19 protein-coding genes are annotated in these 19,246 nt (G+C 72.3%); 5 read left to right on the top strand and 14 right to left on the bottom strand.

Going from position 1 to position 19,246, the window contains the following annotated elements:
• The first annotated feature begins 177 nt into the window (after positions 1-177).
• The 3 genes from MM440_RS13780 (at position 178) to MM440_RS13770 (ending at position 1,903) form a co-directional block, all read left to right on the top strand.
• The gene (locus MM440_RS13780) at positions 178-969 is read left to right on the top strand and encodes a thymidylate synthase (RefSeq protein ID WP_241444948.1); all 792 of its coding nucleotides are present in this window, start codon (positions 178-180) and stop codon (positions 967-969) included.
• 62 nt (positions 970-1,031) lie between these two features.
• On the top strand, positions 1,032-1,529 hold the full coding sequence (locus MM440_RS13775; protein ID WP_241444946.1) for a dihydrofolate reductase: 498 nt from the start codon (positions 1,032-1,034) through the stop codon (positions 1,527-1,529).
• Between the two features lie 2 nt (positions 1,530-1,531).
• Positions 1,532-1,903, top strand: coding sequence for a hypothetical protein (locus MM440_RS13770; protein WP_241444944.1), 372 nt, complete (start codon positions 1,532-1,534; stop codon positions 1,901-1,903).
• 73 nt (positions 1,904-1,976) lie between these two features.
• Here MM440_RS13770 and MM440_RS13765 read toward each other — a convergent pair whose 3' ends face one another.
• The 7 genes from MM440_RS13765 to MM440_RS13735 form a co-directional block, all read right to left on the bottom strand.
• Positions 1,977-2,756, bottom strand: coding sequence for a TSUP family transporter (locus MM440_RS13765; protein WP_241444943.1), 780 nt, complete (start codon positions 2,754-2,756; stop codon positions 1,977-1,979).
• On the bottom strand, positions 2,749-3,939 hold the full coding sequence (locus MM440_RS13760) for an HAD-IA family hydrolase (RefSeq protein ID WP_241444942.1): 1,191 nt from the start codon (positions 3,937-3,939) through the stop codon (positions 2,749-2,751). Before MM440_RS13760 ends, MM440_RS13765 begins: the two co-directional genes overlap by 8 nt.
• 10 nt (positions 3,940-3,949) lie before the next feature.
• Positions 3,950-4,879, bottom strand: a complete 930-nt coding sequence (locus MM440_RS13755; RefSeq protein WP_241444941.1) for a 5-oxoprolinase subunit C family protein — start codon at positions 4,877-4,879, stop codon at positions 3,950-3,952.
• Positions 4,879-5,568: a 5-oxoprolinase subunit B family protein gene (locus tag MM440_RS13750; RefSeq protein ID WP_284284548.1), complete on the bottom strand. Its 690-nt coding sequence runs from the start codon at positions 5,566-5,568 to the stop codon at positions 4,879-4,881. Before MM440_RS13750 ends, MM440_RS13755 begins: the two co-directional genes overlap by 1 nt.
• A gap of 6 nt (positions 5,569-5,574) precedes the next feature.
• Positions 5,575-6,378 carry a LamB/YcsF family protein gene (locus MM440_RS13745; RefSeq protein WP_241444940.1) on the bottom strand — a complete coding sequence of 268 codons (804 nt, stop codon included), beginning with the start codon at positions 6,376-6,378 and terminating at the stop codon, positions 5,575-5,577.
• Positions 6,379-6,394: 16 nt separating this feature from the next.
• The gene (locus tag MM440_RS13740) at positions 6,395-8,182 is read right to left on the bottom strand and encodes a proline--tRNA ligase (protein WP_241445072.1); all 1,788 of its coding nucleotides are present in this window, start codon (positions 8,180-8,182) and stop codon (positions 6,395-6,397) included.
• A gap of 113 nt (positions 8,183-8,295) precedes the next feature.
• Positions 8,296-8,721 (bottom strand): hypothetical protein, encoded by a 426-nt coding sequence (locus tag MM440_RS13735; protein WP_241444939.1) that lies wholly within the window; start codon positions 8,719-8,721, stop codon positions 8,296-8,298.
• Positions 8,722-8,825: 104 nt separating this feature from the next.
• Here MM440_RS13735 and MM440_RS13730 point away from each other — a divergent pair, with 104 nt between their 5' ends.
• Positions 8,826-10,187, top strand: a complete 1,362-nt coding sequence (locus MM440_RS13730) for an alpha/beta hydrolase (RefSeq protein ID WP_241444938.1) — start codon at positions 8,826-8,828, stop codon at positions 10,185-10,187.
• Positions 10,100-10,393, top strand: coding sequence for a hypothetical protein (locus MM440_RS13725; RefSeq protein ID WP_241444937.1), 294 nt, complete (start codon positions 10,100-10,102; stop codon positions 10,391-10,393). Before MM440_RS13730 ends, MM440_RS13725 begins: the two co-directional genes overlap by 88 nt.
• Here the strand turns inward: MM440_RS13725 and MM440_RS13720 are convergent.
• The 7 genes from MM440_RS13720 to pelF form a co-directional block, all read right to left on the bottom strand.
• Complete coding sequence (locus MM440_RS13720) at positions 10,374-11,231, bottom strand: GNAT family N-acetyltransferase (RefSeq protein WP_241444936.1); 858 nt, start codon at positions 11,229-11,231, stop codon at positions 10,374-10,376. The two genes, MM440_RS13725 and MM440_RS13720, sit on opposite strands and share 20 nt — an antisense overlap.
• Positions 11,232-11,271: 40 nt before the next feature.
• Positions 11,272-12,432 carry a flavodoxin-dependent (E)-4-hydroxy-3-methylbut-2-enyl-diphosphate synthase gene (ispG, locus tag MM440_RS13715; protein ID WP_241444934.1) on the bottom strand — a complete coding sequence of 387 codons (1,161 nt, stop codon included), beginning with the start codon at positions 12,430-12,432 and terminating at the stop codon, positions 11,272-11,274.
• Between the two features lie 273 nt (positions 12,433-12,705).
• Positions 12,706-13,533, bottom strand: coding sequence for a M14 family zinc carboxypeptidase (locus MM440_RS13710; RefSeq protein WP_241444933.1), 828 nt, complete (start codon positions 13,531-13,533; stop codon positions 12,706-12,708).
• Positions 13,534-13,763: 230 nt separating this feature from the next.
• Entirely contained in the window at positions 13,764-15,110 is a 1,347-nt protein-coding gene (locus MM440_RS13705; RefSeq protein WP_241444932.1) for a M50 family metallopeptidase, read from the bottom strand.
• Positions 15,107-16,345 (bottom strand): 1-deoxy-D-xylulose-5-phosphate reductoisomerase, encoded by a 1,239-nt coding sequence (gene dxr / locus MM440_RS13700; protein ID WP_241444931.1) that lies wholly within the window; start codon positions 16,343-16,345, stop codon positions 15,107-15,109. The genes MM440_RS13705 and dxr overlap by 4 nt, the downstream gene beginning before the upstream one ends.
• A 36-nt stretch (positions 16,346-16,381) precedes the next feature.
• Positions 16,382-17,488, bottom strand: coding sequence for a putative glycoside hydrolase (locus tag MM440_RS13695; protein WP_241444930.1), 1,107 nt, complete (start codon positions 17,486-17,488; stop codon positions 16,382-16,384).
• Complete coding sequence (gene pelF, locus MM440_RS13690) at positions 17,472-19,214, bottom strand: GT4 family glycosyltransferase PelF (RefSeq protein WP_241444929.1); 1,743 nt, start codon at positions 19,212-19,214, stop codon at positions 17,472-17,474. Before pelF ends, MM440_RS13695 begins: the two co-directional genes overlap by 17 nt.
• Positions 19,215-19,246: the final 32 nt, after the last annotated feature.

Genomic DNA, 19,246 nt, shown 5'->3' with positions numbered 1-19,246 from the left:
GTATCGCGACGCCTGCCGACGGATGGGATATGACCTAGATCACATCAGCGTTCCGACGGCCGCTGTAACGAAACCGGCGGTGTCAGCGATGTAGCCCTACGAATCGCGTATCCACCCGGACCCCCGAGCGGGTGGATGCGCGATTCTCGTGTCTCGACTCGACTACGGTGGGGCCTCATGCAGCAGTATCTCGACCTGCTCGACCACGTGCTCACCACCGGCGTGGACAAGTCCGACCGCACCGGCACCGGCACCCGCAGCGTCTTCGGCCACCAGATGCGCTTCGACCTCTCGGCCGGCTTCCCCGTGCTCACCACCAAGCGGCTGCACCTGCGCTCGATCATCGGCGAGCTGCTCTGGTTCCTGCGCGGCGACACCAACGTCGCCTGGCTGCACGAGCGCGGCATCAGCATCTGGGACGAGTGGGCCGACGAGCAGGGTGACCTCGGGCCGGTCTACGGGCACCAGTGGCGGTCCTGGCCGGCGCCGGACGGCCGGCACATCGACCAGATCACCGGCGTCATCGACGCGCTGCGCACCAACCCCGACAGCCGCCGGCACATCGTCTCGGCGTGGAACGTCGCCGAGGTCGACCAGATGGCGCTGCCACCGTGCCACACGATGTTCCAGTTCTACGTCGCGGACGGGCGGCTGTCCTGCCAGCTCTACCAGCGCAGCGCCGACATCTTCCTCGGCGTGCCGTTCAACATCGCGTCCTACGCGCTGCTCACCATGATGGTCGCGCAGCAGACCGACCTGGCGCCGGGCGACTTCGTGCACACCCTGGGCGACGCCCACCTCTACTCCAACCACCTCGAGCAGGCGCGGCTGCAGCTCACCCGCTCCCCCAAGCCGCTCCCCACGATGCACATCACCCCGCGGGACTCGATCGACGCCTACGACCTGGCCGACTTCGAGCTGGTCGGCTACGTCGCCGACCCCACCATCAAGGCCCCCATCGCGGTCTGAGCCGCGCGAGCAGCCCGCCGGCAGCCCGCCAGCAGCCCGAGAGAACCAGCCAAGGAGTCACCATGCGCGTCATCATGCTGGCCGCGGTCGGCAGCAACCGCGTGATCGGCGCCGTCGGGGGCGGCCTGCCGTGGCGCATCCCCGAGGACATGGCGCACGTGCGCCGGGTGACGATGGGTCAGACGCTCGTCCTCGGCCGCACCACCCTGGAGGAGTTCAGCGCCCCGCTGAAGGGCCGCGAGCACGTCGTCGTCACCCGGCAGCGCGACTGGACCCCGCCCTTCGACGGCGTCACGGTGACCCACTCGGTCCCCGAGGCGCTGACGGCCGTGCGCACGTCGGAGGCGATCATCTTCGGTGGCGGCGAGGTCTACGCCGCCGCGATGCCGTATGCCGACGAGCTGCTGCTCACCGAGGTCGACCAGGCCCCGCCCGGCGAGGCGTGGTTCCCCGAGGTGGACCCGGACGTCTGGGCCGAGACGGCGCGCGACCAGCGCGACGGCTTCGCTTTCGTCACCTACGAGCGTCGCCCGGAGCACCCCGTGAAGGCCTGGGGCTGACCATGCGCTCGCAGACCCTCGCGCTGCTGCTGCTCCCCGTCCTCGTGCTCGTCGTCCTGTCGGCCGGCCTGCACGCGGGCTCCGCGGAGCGTCGCCGGATCACCTCGGGTAGACGTCGCGGCCGGGCCCACGTGTGGGGCTGCGCCGTCGCGGGCGCGGTCGTCGGGCTGATCGGCGGCGCGGCCGTCGGTGCCCTCAGCGGCGTCGTCAACCACCAGGACGTCGCGCACGCCGCGGTCGGCGGCACCTACTTCATGGTGCCGGGCATGCTGCTCGGCCTGGCCGCGGGGATCACCCGGTGGCTGGTCATCCGGGCCGCCCGCCGCCGCAGGCTGAGCGAGCGGATCGGCACCCGGCTGGCTCGGCGGCGCTGACCGGCTGCGGCGTCGAAGAGCGGTGTCGAGGGGTCTGGTCGAAGAGTCTGGTCGAGGAGTCTGGTGCCGGGGTCTACCAGAGCCCCAGCAGCTGACCACCGATCCGCACGATGAAGCCGCTCACGACCACGATGAAGACCACCCGCACGAACCCGCTGCCGCGGGCGACCGCCGTGCGCGCCCCGAGGTAGCCGCCGGCGACGTTGGCGAGGCCCATCGGGATGCCGATCCCCCACAGCACGGCGCCGTGCGGGACGAACACGGCGAGGGCGGCGAGGTTCGTCGCGAAGTTGGCGATCTTGGCCTTGGCGCTCGCCTCGAGGAACGCATAACCCATGAGGCCCACCAACGCGAAGACGAAGAACGAGCCGGTGCCCGGCCCGAGCGCCCCGTCGTAGAACCCGATCGCGGCGCCGGTGCCGAGCGCGGCCGCGAGGTGCCGGCGACCGCGGAAGCGCAGCGCCGTGGCGGCGCCGAGCGACGGCTTGAGCAGCGTGTAGGCGCCGACCGCGACGAGCGCCACCAGGATGATCGGGTTGAACGCCGACCTCGGGATGTGGGTGGCCACCACCGCCCCGGCGGCGGAGCCGGCGAACGCCGCGACCGCGAGCGGGACGGCGGTGCGCAGGTCCGGCCGCACCCGGGTGTAGAACGTGAGCGCGCTGGTCGACGTGCCGCAGATCGACGCGAGCTTGTTCGTGGCGAGCAGCTGGGCCGGGGTCGCCCCGGGCAGGCCGAGCAACAGGGCCGGCAGCTGGATCAGCCCGCCGCCGCCGACGACCGCGTCCACCCACCCGGCGAGGAACGAGGCTGCCACCAGTGCGACGACGGTCCAGAGGCTGAGGTCACCCACGGGCGTTCCACCGCTGCACGATCGCGATGATGTCGGTGAGCTCGTCGGCCACGGCGTCCGGCGTCGCGTCGTGCGAGACCTGTTGTGCCGCAGGGATCTGCGAGTGCGGCACCCAGATCGCGCGCATGCCGACCTGCTGCGGGCCGTAGACGTCCTCGAACGAGCGGTCGCCGACGTAGGCGCACTCGTGCGCCGGCACGCCGATCGCGTCGGCGGCGGCCCGGAACGCCTCCGGGTGCGGCTTGGTCCAGGCGATCTCGCTGGAGTAGACATCGCAGTCGATCAGGTCGAGCACGCCGTCGCGCGCGAAGATCGCGCGATGGTAGTCGCGGGTCCACAACGTGTTGGAGAGCACGCCCACGCGGATCCCGTTGTCCCGCAAAGCCGTCCACAACTCGCGGACCTGCGGGTGGGTGAACGTGTGTGGCTCCCAGTGCTTCTGGTAGTGCGCGACCCCCGCACGCGTGGCCTCGCTGTCGGGCTCGACGTCGGCCGCCGCGAGCACCTCGTCGAACCGGCTGCTGGTGTGCTCCGCGCGAGATCGCTTCCACACCAGCTCTTCTGCGCGCATCAGCTCGTCGACGAGCCCGTCACGCGGGCCCGCCACGCTCGCGTGCCCCTCGGCGAAGGCCGTCCACTGGCCGCGGTGGTCGATGGTGTGCCACGGCGTGATCGTGCCGCCCCAGTCGAAGAGCACGGCCCGCACGGGTGGGCGCTCGTCGCGCTCGAGCTGGTCGAGCTGCTCGAGCTGGTCGAGGGCGCGCGCCTCGCGCTCGAGCTGCCACGCCTCCCACGCCGCCTGACCGCCCCGCAGGTGGTGCACGCCGTGCCCACGCTCGGCGAGGAACCGGTGTGCGATCGACATCGCGCTCACCGAGCGCACCCCGTGCGCGCAGTAGAACACGACCTCGCGCCCGGCCGTCTCGGGCGGCAGCACCGACGGACCGAGAGCGTGCAGCGTGCCGAGCGGCAGGTGCACCGAGGGCTCGATCAGCGCCTGGTCCCGCTCCCAGGACTCCCGGACGTCGACCAGGCAGACCCGGTCGCGGGTCGCGGGGTCGTCGAGCACGGCGGCGAGCTCGGCCGGGCTCAGCTCGAGCGGCAGCACGGGCGGCAGCTCGGGAGCGGCCGGCTGCCCGGACGGCTCCCCGCCGGGCTGCTGCGGGTCGCGTGACTCGGGCATGCGGCCCACCTTATTTCAGCCCGGCCTGTTTCACCGGCGCGCGCGATCCCGGGAGCGTGCGCGGGCGGATCACGACCTGGTCGCCCGGCCGGCACTGCGCGAGCCGGTCGCACGAGCGCGGGTCCAGGACGGCGACGACGGGGTAGCCCCCGGTCGTCGGGTGGTCGACCCCGAAGACCACCGGCAGCCCCGCGCGGGTCACCTGGACGGCGCCACGCACCATCCCCTCCGACGCGAGCTCGCCCGCGCCGCCGTCGACGCGCTCGAGAGCCGGCCCCGCCAACCGGGTGCCGACGCGGTCGCTGTCGTCCCGGACGGTCCAGGTCGTGCTCGCCAGCGTCTCGCGGGCCGCTGGGGTGAACCAGTCGTCGCGCGGCCCCCAGGTGGCGTCGAGCCGCACCAGCCCCTCACCCGGCGCGGCGGCAGCCGCGAGCGGCCACGCGTCCGGCTGGAGCGAACGCGCGCTCGCGGGGTCGACCTCCCCGAGCCGGAGCACCTGGTCGGGCTGCACCGCGTCCGGCCCGATCCCCGAGAGCGTGTCCCGCGACCGGGACCCGAGCGCCGGAGCCACGTCGACGCCACCGGCCAGCGCGACGTAGACCAGAAGCCCGTGGGTCGGCTCCCCCACCTCGAGCACCTGGCCGGGCGCCAGGGCGTGCGGGCGCGCCGACGCGACCGCGGAGCCGTCGATCGTCACCGCTGCGGGCGCGCCGGTCACCGCGACGATCGTGTGACACCGCGCCCGCAGCGCCAGACCGCCGAGCAGGCACTCCAGCCCTGCGCTCGACTCGTCGTTGCCGACGAGGCGCTGGGCCAGCCGGTGCACCGCCCGGTCGGCGGCACCCGCCGTCGGGACCCCCAGGTGCGCGTACCCCGCACGGCCGAGGTCCTCGACCAGCGTGCGCATCCCCGTGGCGAGCAGCTGGATCTCGCGGCTCATCACGCCTGCCGAACCGGCTCGAACCGCACGCGGGTCCCCGGTGCCAGCAGTGCCGGGTCGGGCCGGTCGAGGTCCCACAGCACGGCGTCGGTGCGTCCGATCAGCTGCCAGCCACCCGGCGAGGCGCGCGGATAGACCCCGCAGCACGGTCCGGCCAGCCCCACCGCGCCCGCCGGCACCCGCGTGCGCGGCTGCTCCAGGCGGGGCACGTCGACCCCGCCCTCATCGGCGGTGAGATAACCGAATCCCGGTGCGAAGCCACAGAACTGGACCGTCCACGCCGTCTGCGCGTGCCAGCGCACCAGCGCCTCCCGGCTGCGACCGAGCAGCTGCGCGACCGCGTCCAGATCCGCCCCGTCGTAGACCACCCGCAGCGTCACGGGGTCGCCCTGCGGTCCCACCTCGGCCGGGTCGCTCTGCCCGCCCGGGCCGCGCAACCCGGCCGGGTCGCGCAACCCACCGGACTCGGCCGCCGCCTGCGCCACCAGCCGGGGCAGCGCGCGAGCCACGGACTGCCGTGCCTCGACATCACGGGCCACCACGAGCAGGGTGCGTGCCGCAGGCACGACCTCCACGAGCACCCCACCGCCCACCGACTCCCGCACCACCTCGGCGAGCCGCGCGGGGGTCGGGTCGTCCGCGCCCAGCTCCACGAGCACCGCCTCCAGGCCGACCGGCCGGAGCTCCACGACGGCTCAGCCCCTCGGCCCGCTGTCAACAGAGGACTCGCCGACGAAGGGCGCCACCCGGACGCCCGCCGCGTCGAGAGCGGACCGGACGGCGCGCGCCATGGCGACCGCGCCGGGCGTGTCACCGTGCAGGCAGACCGACCGGGCACCGATCCGCAGCCGCTCCCCCGTCACGGCCAGGACCTCGCCGTCGCGGACCATCGACACGACGCGGTCGGCGACCAGCCCAGGGTCGTGCAGCACCGCACCCGGCTCCGACCGAGGCACCAGCGTGCCGTCGGCCCGATAGCCTCGATCGGCGAAAGCCTCTGTCACGCAGGTCAACCCGACGTCCTGCGCCAGGGCGAGCACGCGCGAGCCGGGCAGCCCCAGCAGGGCCAGCGAGGGGTCTACGCCGTGCACGGCTGCCACGACGGCGGCGGCCTGGGCCTCGTGGTGCGCGATGGCGTTGTAGAGCAGCGCCCCGTGCGGCTTCACGTATCCCACGGTGGCGCCCTCGACGGCGGCGAGGCCGCGCAGGGCGGCGAGCTGATACTGCACGTCGGCCTCGAGCTCGGCCGGCGCGAGGTCGACGAACCGGCGACCGAAGCCGGCCAGGTCGCGATAGGAGACGTGCGCGCCGACGACGACACCGAGCGAGGCGCACTGCGCCAGAGTGCGTCTCATCACGCTCGGGTCACCCGCGTGGAAGCCGCACGCCACGTTCGCGCTGGACACGAGCGGGAGCAGCTCCTCGTCGGCGCCCATCCGCCACGACCCGAAGGACTCCCCGACATCGGCGTTCAGGTCGATGCGGGGAGTCCCGGTCATGGCTGAGTCTCCTTGCTCAGGAGGCGATCTCGGCGAGGATCGCGTCGACGGCGGAGTCGGCCGAGACCTCGCGGCGCTCGCCGCTGCGGCGGTCCTTGATCTCGATCTTGCCCTCGGCGAGGCCCTTGCCCACCACGACGATCGTCGGCACGCCGATCAGCTCGGCGTCCTTGAATTTCACGCCGGGCGAGACCTTGGGGCGGTCGTCATAGATCACCGAGTGCCCTTGCGCCACAAGGTCCTTCGCGAGGGATTCGGCGGCGACGTAGACAGCTTCGTCCTTGCCCGTCGCGACGATGTGAACGTCGGCGGGGGCGACCTGGCGGGGCCACACGAGCCCGGCCTCGTCGGTGTTGGCCTCCGCGATGGCGGCCACCGCGCGGGACACACCGATGCCGTAGGAGCCCATCGTCACGGTCACGAGCTTGCCGTTCTCGTCGAGCACCTTGAGCCCGAGCGCCTCGGCGTACTTGCGGCCCAGCTGGAAGATGTGGCCCATCTCGATGCCGCGTGCGGTGCTCAGGACGCCGCTGCCGGTCGGCGACGGGTCGCCGTCGCGGATCTCGGCGGCCTGGATGACGCCGTCGGCCTCGAAGTCACGCCCGTGCACCAGGTTGACGACGTGCACGCCGGGCCGGTCGGCACCGGTCGCCCAGGCCGAGCCACGCGCCACGGCCGGGTCGAGCAGGTAGCGAATCCCGCTGCGGGACACCACGGCTCCGGACTCGTCGCGCTCGACGGTCTCGCCGAGCGCACGCGGCCCGATGTAACCCTTGACCAGCTGCGGATAGCGCGCGAAGTCGGCCTCGGCGAACTCGCCCACCTCCATCGGGGCCACCTGGGCCTCGAGCCGCTTGGTGTCGACCTGGCGGTCGCCGGGCAGACCGACGACGAGCGGCACCCGCTCGCCCTCGGGCGAGACCAGCATGACGACGACGTTCTTGAGCGTGTCGGCAGCCGTCCACGGGCGGCCGTCGTGGCGCGGGTGCTCGGCGTTGAGCACGGCCACAAGCGTCTCGATGGTCGGCGTGTCGGGGGTGTCGACCTCCTGCAGCGCGGGCACCGCGGAGGCGTCGACCTCGGGGGCGACCGGGAGGTCTACGGCCTCGACGTTGGCGGCGTAGCCGTCCTCGCCGCGCACGAAGGTGTCCTCACCCACTGGGGAGATCGCGAGGAACTCCTCGGACGCCGACCCGCCCATCGCGCCGGACATGGCCTGGACGACGACGTAGTCGAGGCCCAGCCGGTCGAAGATCTTGACGTAGGCGTCGCGGTGCGCGTCGTAGGACTTCTGCAGGCCCTCGTCGGAGACGTCGAAGGAGTAGGAGTCCTTCATGATGAACTCGCGTCCGCGCAGCAGCCCCGCGCGGGGGCGCGCCTCGTCGCGGTACTTCGTCTGGATCTGGTAGAGCGCGAGCGGCAGGTCCTTGTAGGAGGAGTAGAGGTCCTTGACCGTGAGGGTGAACATCTCCTCGTGCGTGGGGCCGAGCAGCATCTCGACGCCCTTGCGGTCGGTCAGGCGAAACAGGTTGTCGCCGTACTCGACCCAGCGGTTGGTGGCTTCGTAGGGCTCCTTGGGCAGCAGCGCCGGGAAGCGCACCTCCTGCGCGCCGATGGCGTCCATCTCCTCGCGGACGATCTCCTCGACCTTGCCGAGGACCTTCAGCCCGAGCGGGAGCCAGGAGTAGACCCCGGGGGCGGCCCGGCGCACGTAGCCGGCCCGCACGAGCAGCCGGTGACCGGGCAGCTCGGCGTCCGCCGGGTCCTCGCGCAGGGTCCGCAGGAACAGCGACGACAGGCGCATGAGCGAGGCTGGCACGAATGAGCTCCTTGGTGCGGGGGTGGTCCCCGCAGGATATCGGTCCTGGCCGGCTGCCCGCGCCGGAGTAACCGCCGGGCCAGCTGCCAACCGCCGGGCTAGCTGCCGGCCGCGACCGGCATCGCCTCGGCCTGGCCGTCGTCGGCCGTCGCGACGCGGTAGTGCACCCCCCGCGTCGTGCAGGTGTAGACCGTGCCGTTGGCCGTGCAGCCGGCCTGGGTCAGCTGCCCCACGAGGTCGTCCTTGCTCGGCGCCTTGAGCCGGACGGTGTTCTGCCGGCCCTCGCGGCAGGAGTCCACGGCCACGACGCCGGTGAGCCCGTGGTAGTCCCGCGAGAACACCCCGAGCAGCGTCTGCACGTCGGCCCGGCCGGGGTTGGTGCACGAGTAGCGGTCGGGGTTGGACCCGATCACCGAGCAGCCCGCCGTCAGACCGACGCCACCGATCAGCGCGCCGCTCACCCCGACCGCGAGGGTGAGGGTGGAGAGGCGTCGTGCGAGGGGGCGGGTCCGGTCGAGGGTCACCCGGCCATCATCCCCTCTCGCGCGGTGGCGACGCGAGTCGCTGGCTGGGCACCCGCTCTACCGACAAGTAACATCGTGGGTGCGGACCGACGAAGGGGGTGCTCGTGGCGTCGCCACCACCGAACCAGAGCCTGCCGGACGCGCTGGAGCAGGCCGCTGCCGAGCTGCACGAGGTGCTGGAGCGTGCGACCAGCACCCACCTGCACTACGTCAGGCAGGGCGCCGGCGACCGCACCTGGGCCCGGATCAACGACGCGGTGAGCGGTGAGATCCGCGCCCGCCGGACCGACGTGTCGCTCTACGCCGCTGGGCTGCTGGTCGAGCAGCTGCGGGCCGAGGCCGCGGACGCGCGCCGACGGTTCGGGGACGTCGACATGGCGGGCCAGCCGGTCCTCCCCCACCCGCCGAGCGAGGAGCCGGCCGAGGTGGCGGCCTGGTGGGCGGGGCTGAGCGAGGCGGACCGCGACGAGGTGATTCTGCGCGAGACGCCGTGGGTCGGGCGCGCCGACGGCCTGCCCGTCGACGTGCGCCACCGGGCCAACCTCGACGTCCTGCACGCCGAGATCGAGCGCCGCTCCCACCTGCTCGACCCCGAGTCCGAGGAGCCGCACGACCAGGCCACCGAGGAGGAGAAGCGCGACCTGCGCGGTCTGCTCAAGCTGCGCCGCTTCTTCACCGAGGAGGTCAAGGGCGTGTCGGTCCCGGTCGCCGACCGGCGGCTCTACCTGCTCGACGCCCGCGCCTATCCGCTGCGGTGCGCGTTCGTCCTCGGGGACCTCGAGGCCGCCGACAACGTCGTCGTGCACGTGCCGGGGGCCACGACCACCGTCGACCTGCGCCTGTTCCGCGAGTCGCGCTGGCTCTGCGCGTTGCGCGACGAGGCCGGTCGCCTCACCGACGACCCCACGAGCACGGCGGTCATGGGCTGGTTCGGCTACCACGCCCCCTACGACATCGCGGTGCGGCGGGCCCTCGGCGACAGTGGGGTCAAGGTGCTGGTGCCGGGCGAGGCGTCCGACGAGCGCTACGCCCGCGAGGCCGCGCCCACGCTCGCCCGCTGCCTCGACGGGGTGCGCACGCTCGTCGGGCCGGACACCCGGCTGGTCGCGAGCGGTCACTCCTACGGCGCGTCCTGCCTCGGGCTGGCGCTGCAGACCAGCACGGCTGCCGACGCGCTGATGGTCGCCGGCTGTCCCGGCCTGTTCGCCAACGACCTGGCGTCGATGCACCTCGAGCCCGGTCAGCTGTGGGCCGCGGTCGCCCCCGCCGACGTGGTCGCCCTGCTCGGCCTCTTCGGCGGCGACCCGCTCAAGATCCCCGGCATCAAGCTGATCTCGCCGTTCGCCCGCACGGTCTCCTACTACGCCGGGGTCGCGCCGTGCTGCGCCCGGCGGTCGGGCACGAGCAGTACTTCAGCCCCGGCACCACCACGCTCTATGCGCTCGCGGCGGTCGCCGTCGCCATGACGCACCTGGTCAAGACGTCGAGCCGGCTCGGGCTGGTCACCGTCGCCCGGTTCACCCGCCCGCAGGCCAGCGAGCTCGCGGCGGCGGCGGACGCCGAGGCCCTGGACGACGAGGCCGTGGACGGTGAGGCCGTGGATGGTGAGGCCATCGAGGGTGAGAGCGCAGCACGGTCTACAGCAGCACGGTCTACAGCAGCACCGTCGTGAACGCCGCGACCTCGTCCATGCCGATCCGGCGGTAGGTCGCCCGCGCCGAGGTGTTGAACTCGTTGACGTAGAGCGAGGCGCGCGGCGCGATCGAGGTCAGCACCTCCTCGAGCACCGAGGCCATGGCGGGGGCCGCGAGCCCCTGTCCGCGTAGCCGCGGTGTCACCCAGACGCCCTGCACCTGGGCCACGCCGAGCGCGACCGAGCCGACGTCGGCCTTGAAGATGACCTCGTCGCCGAGGGTGCGGACAAACGTGTGCCCCTTGGCCAGCAGCCCGGCGACGCCGTTGCGATAGGCGGCGGGCGAGCCGGAGTAGGGCGGGTAGCCGATCTCCTCGGTGAACATCGCGGCCGCGGCCACGACGACCGCGTCCAGCTCGTCGCGGCGGGCCCGGCGCACCTCGGGGTCCAGCCGCAGCCCGAGCTCGCTCGGGAGGGTCGAGCTCGCCATCACCGGTTGCAGGGTGCGGATGGCGCGCGCGGGTCCCCACGGCGACCGGAGCCAGTGCCACAGCGCGTTCACCTCGGCGGTGGGACCGAACAGCGAGGAGGCCCAGCGGCTGCGTCGGCGGATCTTGTGCGCGAACGCCTCGATCGCCTCGCCGTCGCACTCGACGGGCACGACGTTGGCCGACGACCAGAGCAGCGAGCGCAGCCCGAGATCACTGGTCTCGTCGACGTAGCCGAGCAGCGCGCCCGGCTGGGTGACCAGCGCCCCTTCGACGATGCGGGAGGCGACGAAGACGTGCTGGTCAGGGTCTCGCGCGCACAGCGCCAGGGCGGCGTCCTCGTCCGCAGGCGTGAGCGCCCGCACGAGGGCGGAGCGAGACCTGAGCACCGTCAGAGCCTATAGCAGCGGCTCAGGTCGTGACGCTGCGTCAGGACACCGTGACAGTGGGGGCGCCGGCGGACTCCTCGTCGACCGGCTCGCCCATCTCCTCGGCGATCCGCATGGCCTCCTCGATCAGCGTCTCGACGATGGCCGACTCGGGCACCGTCTTGACGACCTCGCCCTTGACGAAGATCTGCCCCTTGCCGTTGCCGCTGGCGACACCGAGGTCGGCCTCGCGAGCCTCGCCCGGGCCGTTGACGACGCAGCCCATGACGGCGACGCGCAGCGGGACGGTCATGCCCTCGAGCCCCGCGGTGACCTCGTCGGCCAGCTTGTAGACATCGACCTGGGCGCGTCCGCAGCTCGGGCAGGAGACGATCTCGAGCTTGCGGGGGCGCAGGTTGAGGCTCTGCAGGATCTGGATGCCGACCTTGACCTCCTCGACCGGCGGGGCCGAGAGGGAGACCCGGATCGTGTCGCCGATCCCCTGGGACAGCAGCGCCCCGAAGGCGGTGGCCGACTTGATAGTGCCCTGGAAGGCGGGGCCGGCCTCGGTCACACCGAGGTGCAGCGGCCAGTCGCCGCGCTCGGCGAGCAGCTCGTAGGCGCGGACCATGACGACCGGGTCGTTGTGCTTGACCGAGATCTTGAAGTCGTGGAAGCCGTGCTCCTCGAACAGGCTGGCCTCCCAGGCGGCCGACTCGACGAGCGCCTCGGGCGTGGCCTTGCCATACTTCTCCAGCAGCCGCTTGTCGAGCGAGCCCGCATTGACGCCGATCCGGATGCTCGTGCCGTGGTCCTTGGCCGCCTGGGCGATCTCCTTGACCTGGTCGTCGAACTTGCGGATGTTGCCCGGGTTGACGCGCACGGCGGCGCAGCCCGCCTCGATCGCGGCGAAGACGTACTTGGGCTGGAAGTGGATGTCGGCGATCACCGGGATCTGCGAGTGCTGCGCGATCTGCGGCAGCGCGTCGGCGTCGTCCTGGCTCGGGCAGGCGACGCGCACGATGTCGCAGCCGGCAGCGGTGAGCTCGGCGATCTGCTGCAGCGTGGTGTTGACGTCGGCGGTCAGCGTCGTCGTCATCGACTGGACCGAGACCGGGTAGTCGCTGCCCACCCCCACCTTGCCGACGTGGATCTGGTGGGTCTTGCGACGGGGGGCGAGGACTGGTGCCGGAGTCCCGGGCATGCCAAGCGAGACGGTCATGGCTCCAGTATCCCACCTTCAGGCGTCGTCACCGTGCCGTGCGCGCACTGGATCCGCGCCCCGGATCATCGTCGGCGCAGGCGTCGTCGCCCGGCCCCGTCTGTGCGCACGAACCGGTAATCCGCGCAGGAACCCGTAAGGCGCCGCCCTCCCGACCCTGCGCACCTCACGCGAACCTGCGCGGCTCACGCGAACCTGCGCGGCTCACGCGAACCTGCGCGGCTCACGCGAACCTGCGCGGCTCACGGGATCCTGCGCATCATCGCCGTGCCACTACCGACGGCCGCCGACGCTGCGCAGGATCCCGTCGGCCGCGCGCACCATCGCGCCCCAGCTCGGGCTCTTGCCGAACTCGACCGTGATCGCTCGGCCACGGTGGGTGGCGTTGAACCACTGGGTCAGCGTGCCGGTGCACCCGGACGTGCAGCTGAACGAGCGCAGTGGGAGGGCGAGGTTCTTGGCGAGACGCTGGGCGAGCGCCTTGTCCTTGAGCGCGTACCCGTCGACCCCGTAGAGCGGCTGGTGCAGCGACAGCACCGTCGTCGGGTTGGTCTTGTCGAGGAACGCCATCAGCGCCCGCGCCTCCGGCTCGGACGCCGCCCGCGCGCCCGCCCGGGTCGTGCTGCGGCTCCACCGGACCGGGAAGTTGCGGTTGAGGTCGACCCCAGCCGCGTTGTAGCGCGAGCCCTTGGCCCAGCCGTCCGGGTTGGCGAACTCCACGACCCAGAGGTTGATGCCCTGCACGGCCCGCCCCTCCTTGAGCGACGCCGCGACGGTGTGGTTGCGCCGCTCGTTGCCGTGGATGGTCGTGAGCAGCACCACCGTGGGCTTCGTCGGGTCACCGAGCCGGTTCGCCACGATCGGTCGCCCGCCCCTGCTGCGCCCGATCACCACCGTCTGCTTGATCGTGGCCGCGGGCGCCACGGCCGCCGCCGGGGCGAGCGCTGCGCCCAGAGACGCTGAGCCCTGAATCGCAGCAACCGAGGACGTGGCGGACCGAGACGCACTGACCGCCGGCACGGCGGCGTCGGCAGCACCAACCGACAGGCCGAGGGCGCCGACGACCCCGACCACCGTAGTGAGCACCAGAGAGGACTTCATGACGCTCAGTATCCATCAGTGACGCTCTGTGTCATAGAGCGAACCACACCCCAAGCGGCTCCTAACGGCCAAGACCCAGCCCACGACGGCCCAGAGACGGCTACGGCCGAGCACTTGACAGCCCCACACCACCCAGGTGGTCGGGGCCGCCACGACAACTGCGCAGAGCATGGCCCGGTACGAAAGCGGCAACCCTGAACGCTTCAGACTGCGGGCCAACGCCTGCGCGGTCAGCCCAGCTTCACGGGACGCACGATGTCCGCATACATCAGCAGTGCCGACATCACGATCAGCGCGACGGACACCGCGTAGGCGACCGGGAGCGCCTTGGCCACGTCGACGTACCCGGGGTCGGGGCGACCCGTCATCCGGGCGAAGCCCTTCTTGATGCCCTCCCACACGGCACCGACCATCTGTCCGCCGTCGAGCGGCATCAGCGGCACGAGGTTGAAGACGAACAGCGCCAGGTTGAGCGACGCGACCAGCGACAGGAGCACGATCAATGTCGAGCCGGGCGAGCTGCCGATCCCGGCACCCAGCTGACCGTCGCTGATCTCGCCGGCCACCCGGCCGACGCCGATCACCGAGATCGGGCCGTTGACGTCCCGCTCCCCCGACCCGAACGCCGCCTGCGCCACACCCACGAGCTTCTGCGGCAGCTGCAGCACCACGCCCGCGGTCTGCGACACGCCCTGCCAGACGATGCCCGGCACGGCGCTGACGGGCTGCCGCTGCAGCTCGGTCACCGGCACGTTCGTGATCCCGACGTAGCCCGCGGTCACCGTCGCGACCTTGCCGGCCGCGTCCTTCACCGCCGCTCCGGTCGAGTCCAGCTGCGGCAGCTGGGAGGCGATCGGCGTGATCGTCAGCGTCTGGTCGCGACCCCCACGATCGACGACGAAGGTGAGCGCCTTCCCCGCGCTCGGACGGATGATCGAGCTCAGCTCGCGCGCCGAGTGGATGGGGGTGCCGTTGACGGACCGCACCACGTCACCGGGCTCGAGCCCCCCGACGGCGCCCGGTGCCGGGGTGTCCGAGGCGGTGCACGGAGCGGTGGAGGCGGCGGTGGACGTCGCGGGGCGCACGCACTCCACGACCGAGCCGACCTTGGCGCCCACCTCCGTCGGGCTGCCGTAGAGCGTGACGATCCCCCCGAGCAGCAGCGTCGCGATGATCAGGTTCACCGTCGGGCCGCCCGCCATGACGATGAGCTTCTTCCACCACGCGAGCCGGTAGAACACGCGGTCCTCGTCGCCGGGCTCGATCTCGGCCTGCCCCTGGGCGCGCGCGTCGTCGATCAGGGCCGACCACCGCGACGTGGGTGCCTCGCTGATGGACTCACCCGGCTTGGGCGGATACATGCCGACCATCGACACGAACCCACCGAGCGGGATGGCCTTCACGCCGTACTCGGTCTCCCCCTTGCGACGCGACCACAGCGTAGGCCCGAAGCCGATCATGTACTTCGTGACCTTGACGCCGAAGGCCTTTGCCGGGGCGAGGTGACCCACCTCGTGCAGCGCGATGGACACCGCGATGCCCACGGCCATGAACAGCACGCCGAGCAGGAACATCATGAGGCGGACCTTTCGTCGTGCTGGAGCGGGGCGAGACCGAGGATCTCGCGGGCGCGGCGGCGTGCCCAGGCCTCGGCCCGTAGCACCGCAGGAACGTCCAGGTCAGAGCCGATGTTCCCGGGGTTGGCAGCGGACTCCCCGCCGGCGTGGTGCTCGTCGACCACGCGCTCGATCGTGTCCACGATGTCGAGGAACCCGATCCGCCCGGCGTGGAAGGCCTCCACGCACTCCTCGTTGGCGGCGTTGTAGACCGCGGGGTACGTCCCGCCGGCCTCCCCCACCCGGTAGGCCAGCGGCACCGAGCGGAACGCCTCGGGATCGAGCGGGTAGAACTCGAAGGTGCGCGGCCGGGTCCAGTCGTAGGCGGGCGCGGCGTCCGGCACCCGGTCCGGCCACGCGAGGCCGAGCGCGATCGGGATGAGCATCGTGGGTGGGCTGGCCTGCAGGATCGTCGAGCCGTCGACGAACTCGACCATGGAGTGCACGTCCGACGTGGGGTGCACGACGACGTCGATGGCGCTGAACGGCACGTCGAACAGCAGGTGCGCCTCGATGACCTCCAGGCCCTTGTTGACCAAGGTGGCGGAGTTGGTGGTGACCACCTTGCCCATGTCCCAGGTGGGGTGGGCCAGCGCCTCGGCGGGCGTGACGTCGCGCAGCGACTCGCGGGACCGGCCGCGGAACGGGCCACCGCTGGCCGTGATCACCAGCCGCCGGACCTCGTCGCGCCGCCCGCTGCGCAGGCACTGGGCGACGGCGCTGTGCTCGGAGTCGACGGGCACGATCTGGTCCGGCCGGGCGGCGCGGCGCACGATCGGGCCGCCGACGATGAGCGACTCCTTGTTGGCGAGCGCGAGCGTGCTCCCGGACTCCAGGGCCGCGAGCGTGGGCGCCAGCCCGATCGAGCCGGTGATCCCGTTGAGGACCACGTCGGCGCCGTGCCGGGCGACCTGCTGGTTGGCCTGCTCCCCGACGTAGACCGTGGGGCGGTGCTCGGCGACCCCCGCCTGCTGCGCCGCTGCCGACAGGGCCGCCCGGACCTCGTCCTCGCTGCCGCGAGCGACCCCCACGGCCTCGACCCGCAGGTCCACCGCCTGGCGCGCCAACAGCTCGAGGTTGCCGCCGCCGGCCGACAGCGCCGTCACGGTGAACCGCTCGGGGTTGCGGGTCACGATGTCGACGGCCTGCGTGCCGATCGAGCCGGTCGAGCCCAGCAGGGCGACAGATCTACTCACGGCCCCAGTGTGCCGCACCGGCCTGGACGCGGGCCGTCAGGCGGCGCGGCGCAGCACGACGCCGTGGTGGGGCGGGAGCCGCAGCTTGCCGCGCACGGGCCGGCCGTCGCGGTCCACGAGACCGGCCGGGGGACGGAAGGTGATCGGCCGCGCACCGGCCGAGCTCATGTTGATCGCGGCCCAGCCGTCGGTGAACTCGCGCGACACCCCGTTGCCGCGCCGACGTGCGCTGCGGACGGGTCTACCGAGGTCGAAGTCCTGCTCGGGGATCCACGGCGTCGCGTCGTAGCCGTCGTGCGAGGTCGCGGTGAACGCTCCCCCGTCGCCGCCGCCGAAGACCCAGAAGGCCGCGGCGGCGTACCGGAAGTTGGGGTGGTCGTTCGTGCCGTCGCTCGCGGTGCGCAGGATCGTCAGGCCGGGCCCGGCGACCTGCGGCGCCTGCGCGACCACGGTCCAGTGGTCGAACCAGGTCTCCGGCTCGTAGCCGAGCCACACCTCCTCGTAGCCCCCGCCGAACGCCGCGTGGCGCTCCCACCGGCCGGGGTCGCGCCGGGACTCGGCGATGTTGGGGACCAGGATCTTGCCGATGTCGTTGAGGGACCGGCCGACTCGCGGCACGAAGCCGTCCAGCGCCGCCCGCAGGTCGGCCAGCTGGCGACCGCCCTCGATCGGCGGGCAGAGCCCGTAGTAGTCGTCGAACACGTCGTTGTCGGCGATCACCCCGTCGAACGGCGAGCCGCCGAGCTCGCCGACCACGTTGGCGATCCACCGGTCCTGGTAGGACTCGTCCCACACCGCCATCTGCCAGTGCCCGGGGTAGGTGTTCCACTCGATCCGCGAGCCGTCGAGGCGGTGGCCGAACCACCGCTCCCCCTCGGCGTCGGCCTCCGCGAACGACAGCCCCGACGAGTAGACCGGCCCCGGCTCGTAGGAGCGGGTCGAGGACAGGCACTTGTAGGCGAGCAGGGTGAGGTCGGGACGCGCCGCCTTCATCCGGGCGGCCCGCTCGGTCTCCCACGGCTGCAGCAGCGCGACCCGGTAGTGCTCGAGCGCGAACGCCTCCTGCTCGTCGGTCAGCGGGTCGCCGTAGCGGATCCACGCGCCGAAGCGGCGCGCGGACCCGGTGTCAGCTGCCCTCGCCATGGCTCACGCCCATGGGCGCCCCGGCCTCGAGCCAGCGCGCCAGCCGCTCGAGCTGGTCCTCGAGGTCGTGCTGCTGCGCGGGGGACATCGCCAGCTCGGTGACGACGTCGGCCAGCGCGGAGGACTGCGCCGCGGTGCGCTGCGGCAGGTGCGCCAGCTCGCGGTAGAGCTGGTTGTAGGCGCCGGTGACGTCGTGCAGCTGGAAGAAGTCGCGGACCCGGCCGCGGGCGTTGTGCGCCATGGCGACGTAGCCCGCCCGGTCGGCGAAGACGTCCTGCAGCCGGTCGGCCATCATCACGGCGTCGCCGGGGACGGTCAGCAGGCCGCACGCGTCCCAGGTCTGGCCGCCGGGGCGGGTGAGCGGGTCGCCGATGAGCTGCGCCATGCCGCCGACCTCGGTGCCGACCGTCGGGATGCCCGCGGTCATCGCCTCGAGGACGACGATCGGCTGGCCCTCGTTGTAGGACGGCAGCACGAGCAGGTCGAAGTCGCCGAGCATGGCGCGCACGTTGACCGTGCCGCGGAACACCAGGTAGTCCCCGAGCCCCTTGGCGGCGATCTTGTCGACGCACTGCTGGTAGTAGTCCGGCAGGTGCTCGGTCGGCCCGAGGACGTCCACGACGAGGTTGGTGACCCCGCGCTCGTTGACGAGGATGTCGATGGTGTCGATCAGGTCGAGCAGGCCCTTGATGGGCACGACCCGGGCGATGTAGACCAGCCGCCAGGTCCGGTCGGGGTCGCCGGCGAGGATGTCCTCCATCGCCCGATCCCGTTGTCCTGCAACGTCGTTGAACTCGCTCATGGTCATTCCGTTGGGGATGACGACGCTGCGCTCGACCGGCGCCCCGAGGTCGGCGGCCTCGGTGATCGCCTTGGGGTAGAGGTAGGTGATCGTGTGCGCGCTGGGGTAGCAGAGCCGGCCCATCTCGATCCACCAGGCCATCCAGGCGCGGTCGGCGAGCGGCACGTCGAAGGTGCGGTAGTCGGTCGCGGTGACCGGCAGCGCCATGTTGCGGTCGAGCCGGGTGTTGACCGTGTCGCGGACGTAGAGGTTGTGCTCGGTCAGCAGGAAGTCGGTGCCGTGCATGCGGGCGCCGGCCGCGCTCATCAGCGACGCGTAGCCCGTGGTGTGCGCGTGGTAGACCGAGGCGCGCGGCAGGTCCGCGCCGAGGACGGCCGCGGCGAGCGAGAAGAACTCGCGCATCTGCCAGAACAGGTCGGTGAGCGGCAGGTCGAGCGCGGGCATCCGCCGGCGCAGGGCCGCCATGAACTCGCCGCTGCCGAGCAGCGCCCAGAGCGGGTAGGTGCGGGTGTGCGGGTTCATCCCCTCGTCGTAGAGCGCCCAGAACGGGTCCATGTCGCCCGCGACGATGGCGTCCATCGCGTCGAACACCCGGTGCGACAGCACCGTGCGCTGGCGCGCGGACATGCCGAGGTCGCTCGGGCGCAGGTCGCGGAAGTCGGCCTGGTGCTCCTCCATCGACAGGTAGACCGGCTTGACCCAGGCCACGTTGTCGGGCATGCCGTAGAGGTCCTCGTGGGGCGCCTTGCTGTCCCAGGTGAGGTGGATGATGCCGAACGTCAGGTCCGGGTTGCCGAGCAGGATGTCGTGGACGACCGCCGAGACGCCGCCCTTGAGGTAGGGGTAGGTCGACTCCATGACGATCGCCACGTCGACCTCGGGGTACTGCGGGTCGAGCTCCGGCAGGGTCTCGGGGGTGCTCATGGTCAGGTCCTTGGTCGCAGCGAGGGTTGAGG

The organism is Arsenicicoccus piscis (genome assembly GCF_022568835.1).
Classification (GTDB): Bacteria; Actinomycetota; Actinomycetes; order Actinomycetales; family Dermatophilaceae; genus Arsenicicoccus; species Arsenicicoccus piscis.
Note: the sequence above shows the minus strand (reverse complement) of the source record. Positions and strands in the feature narration are given on the sequence as shown.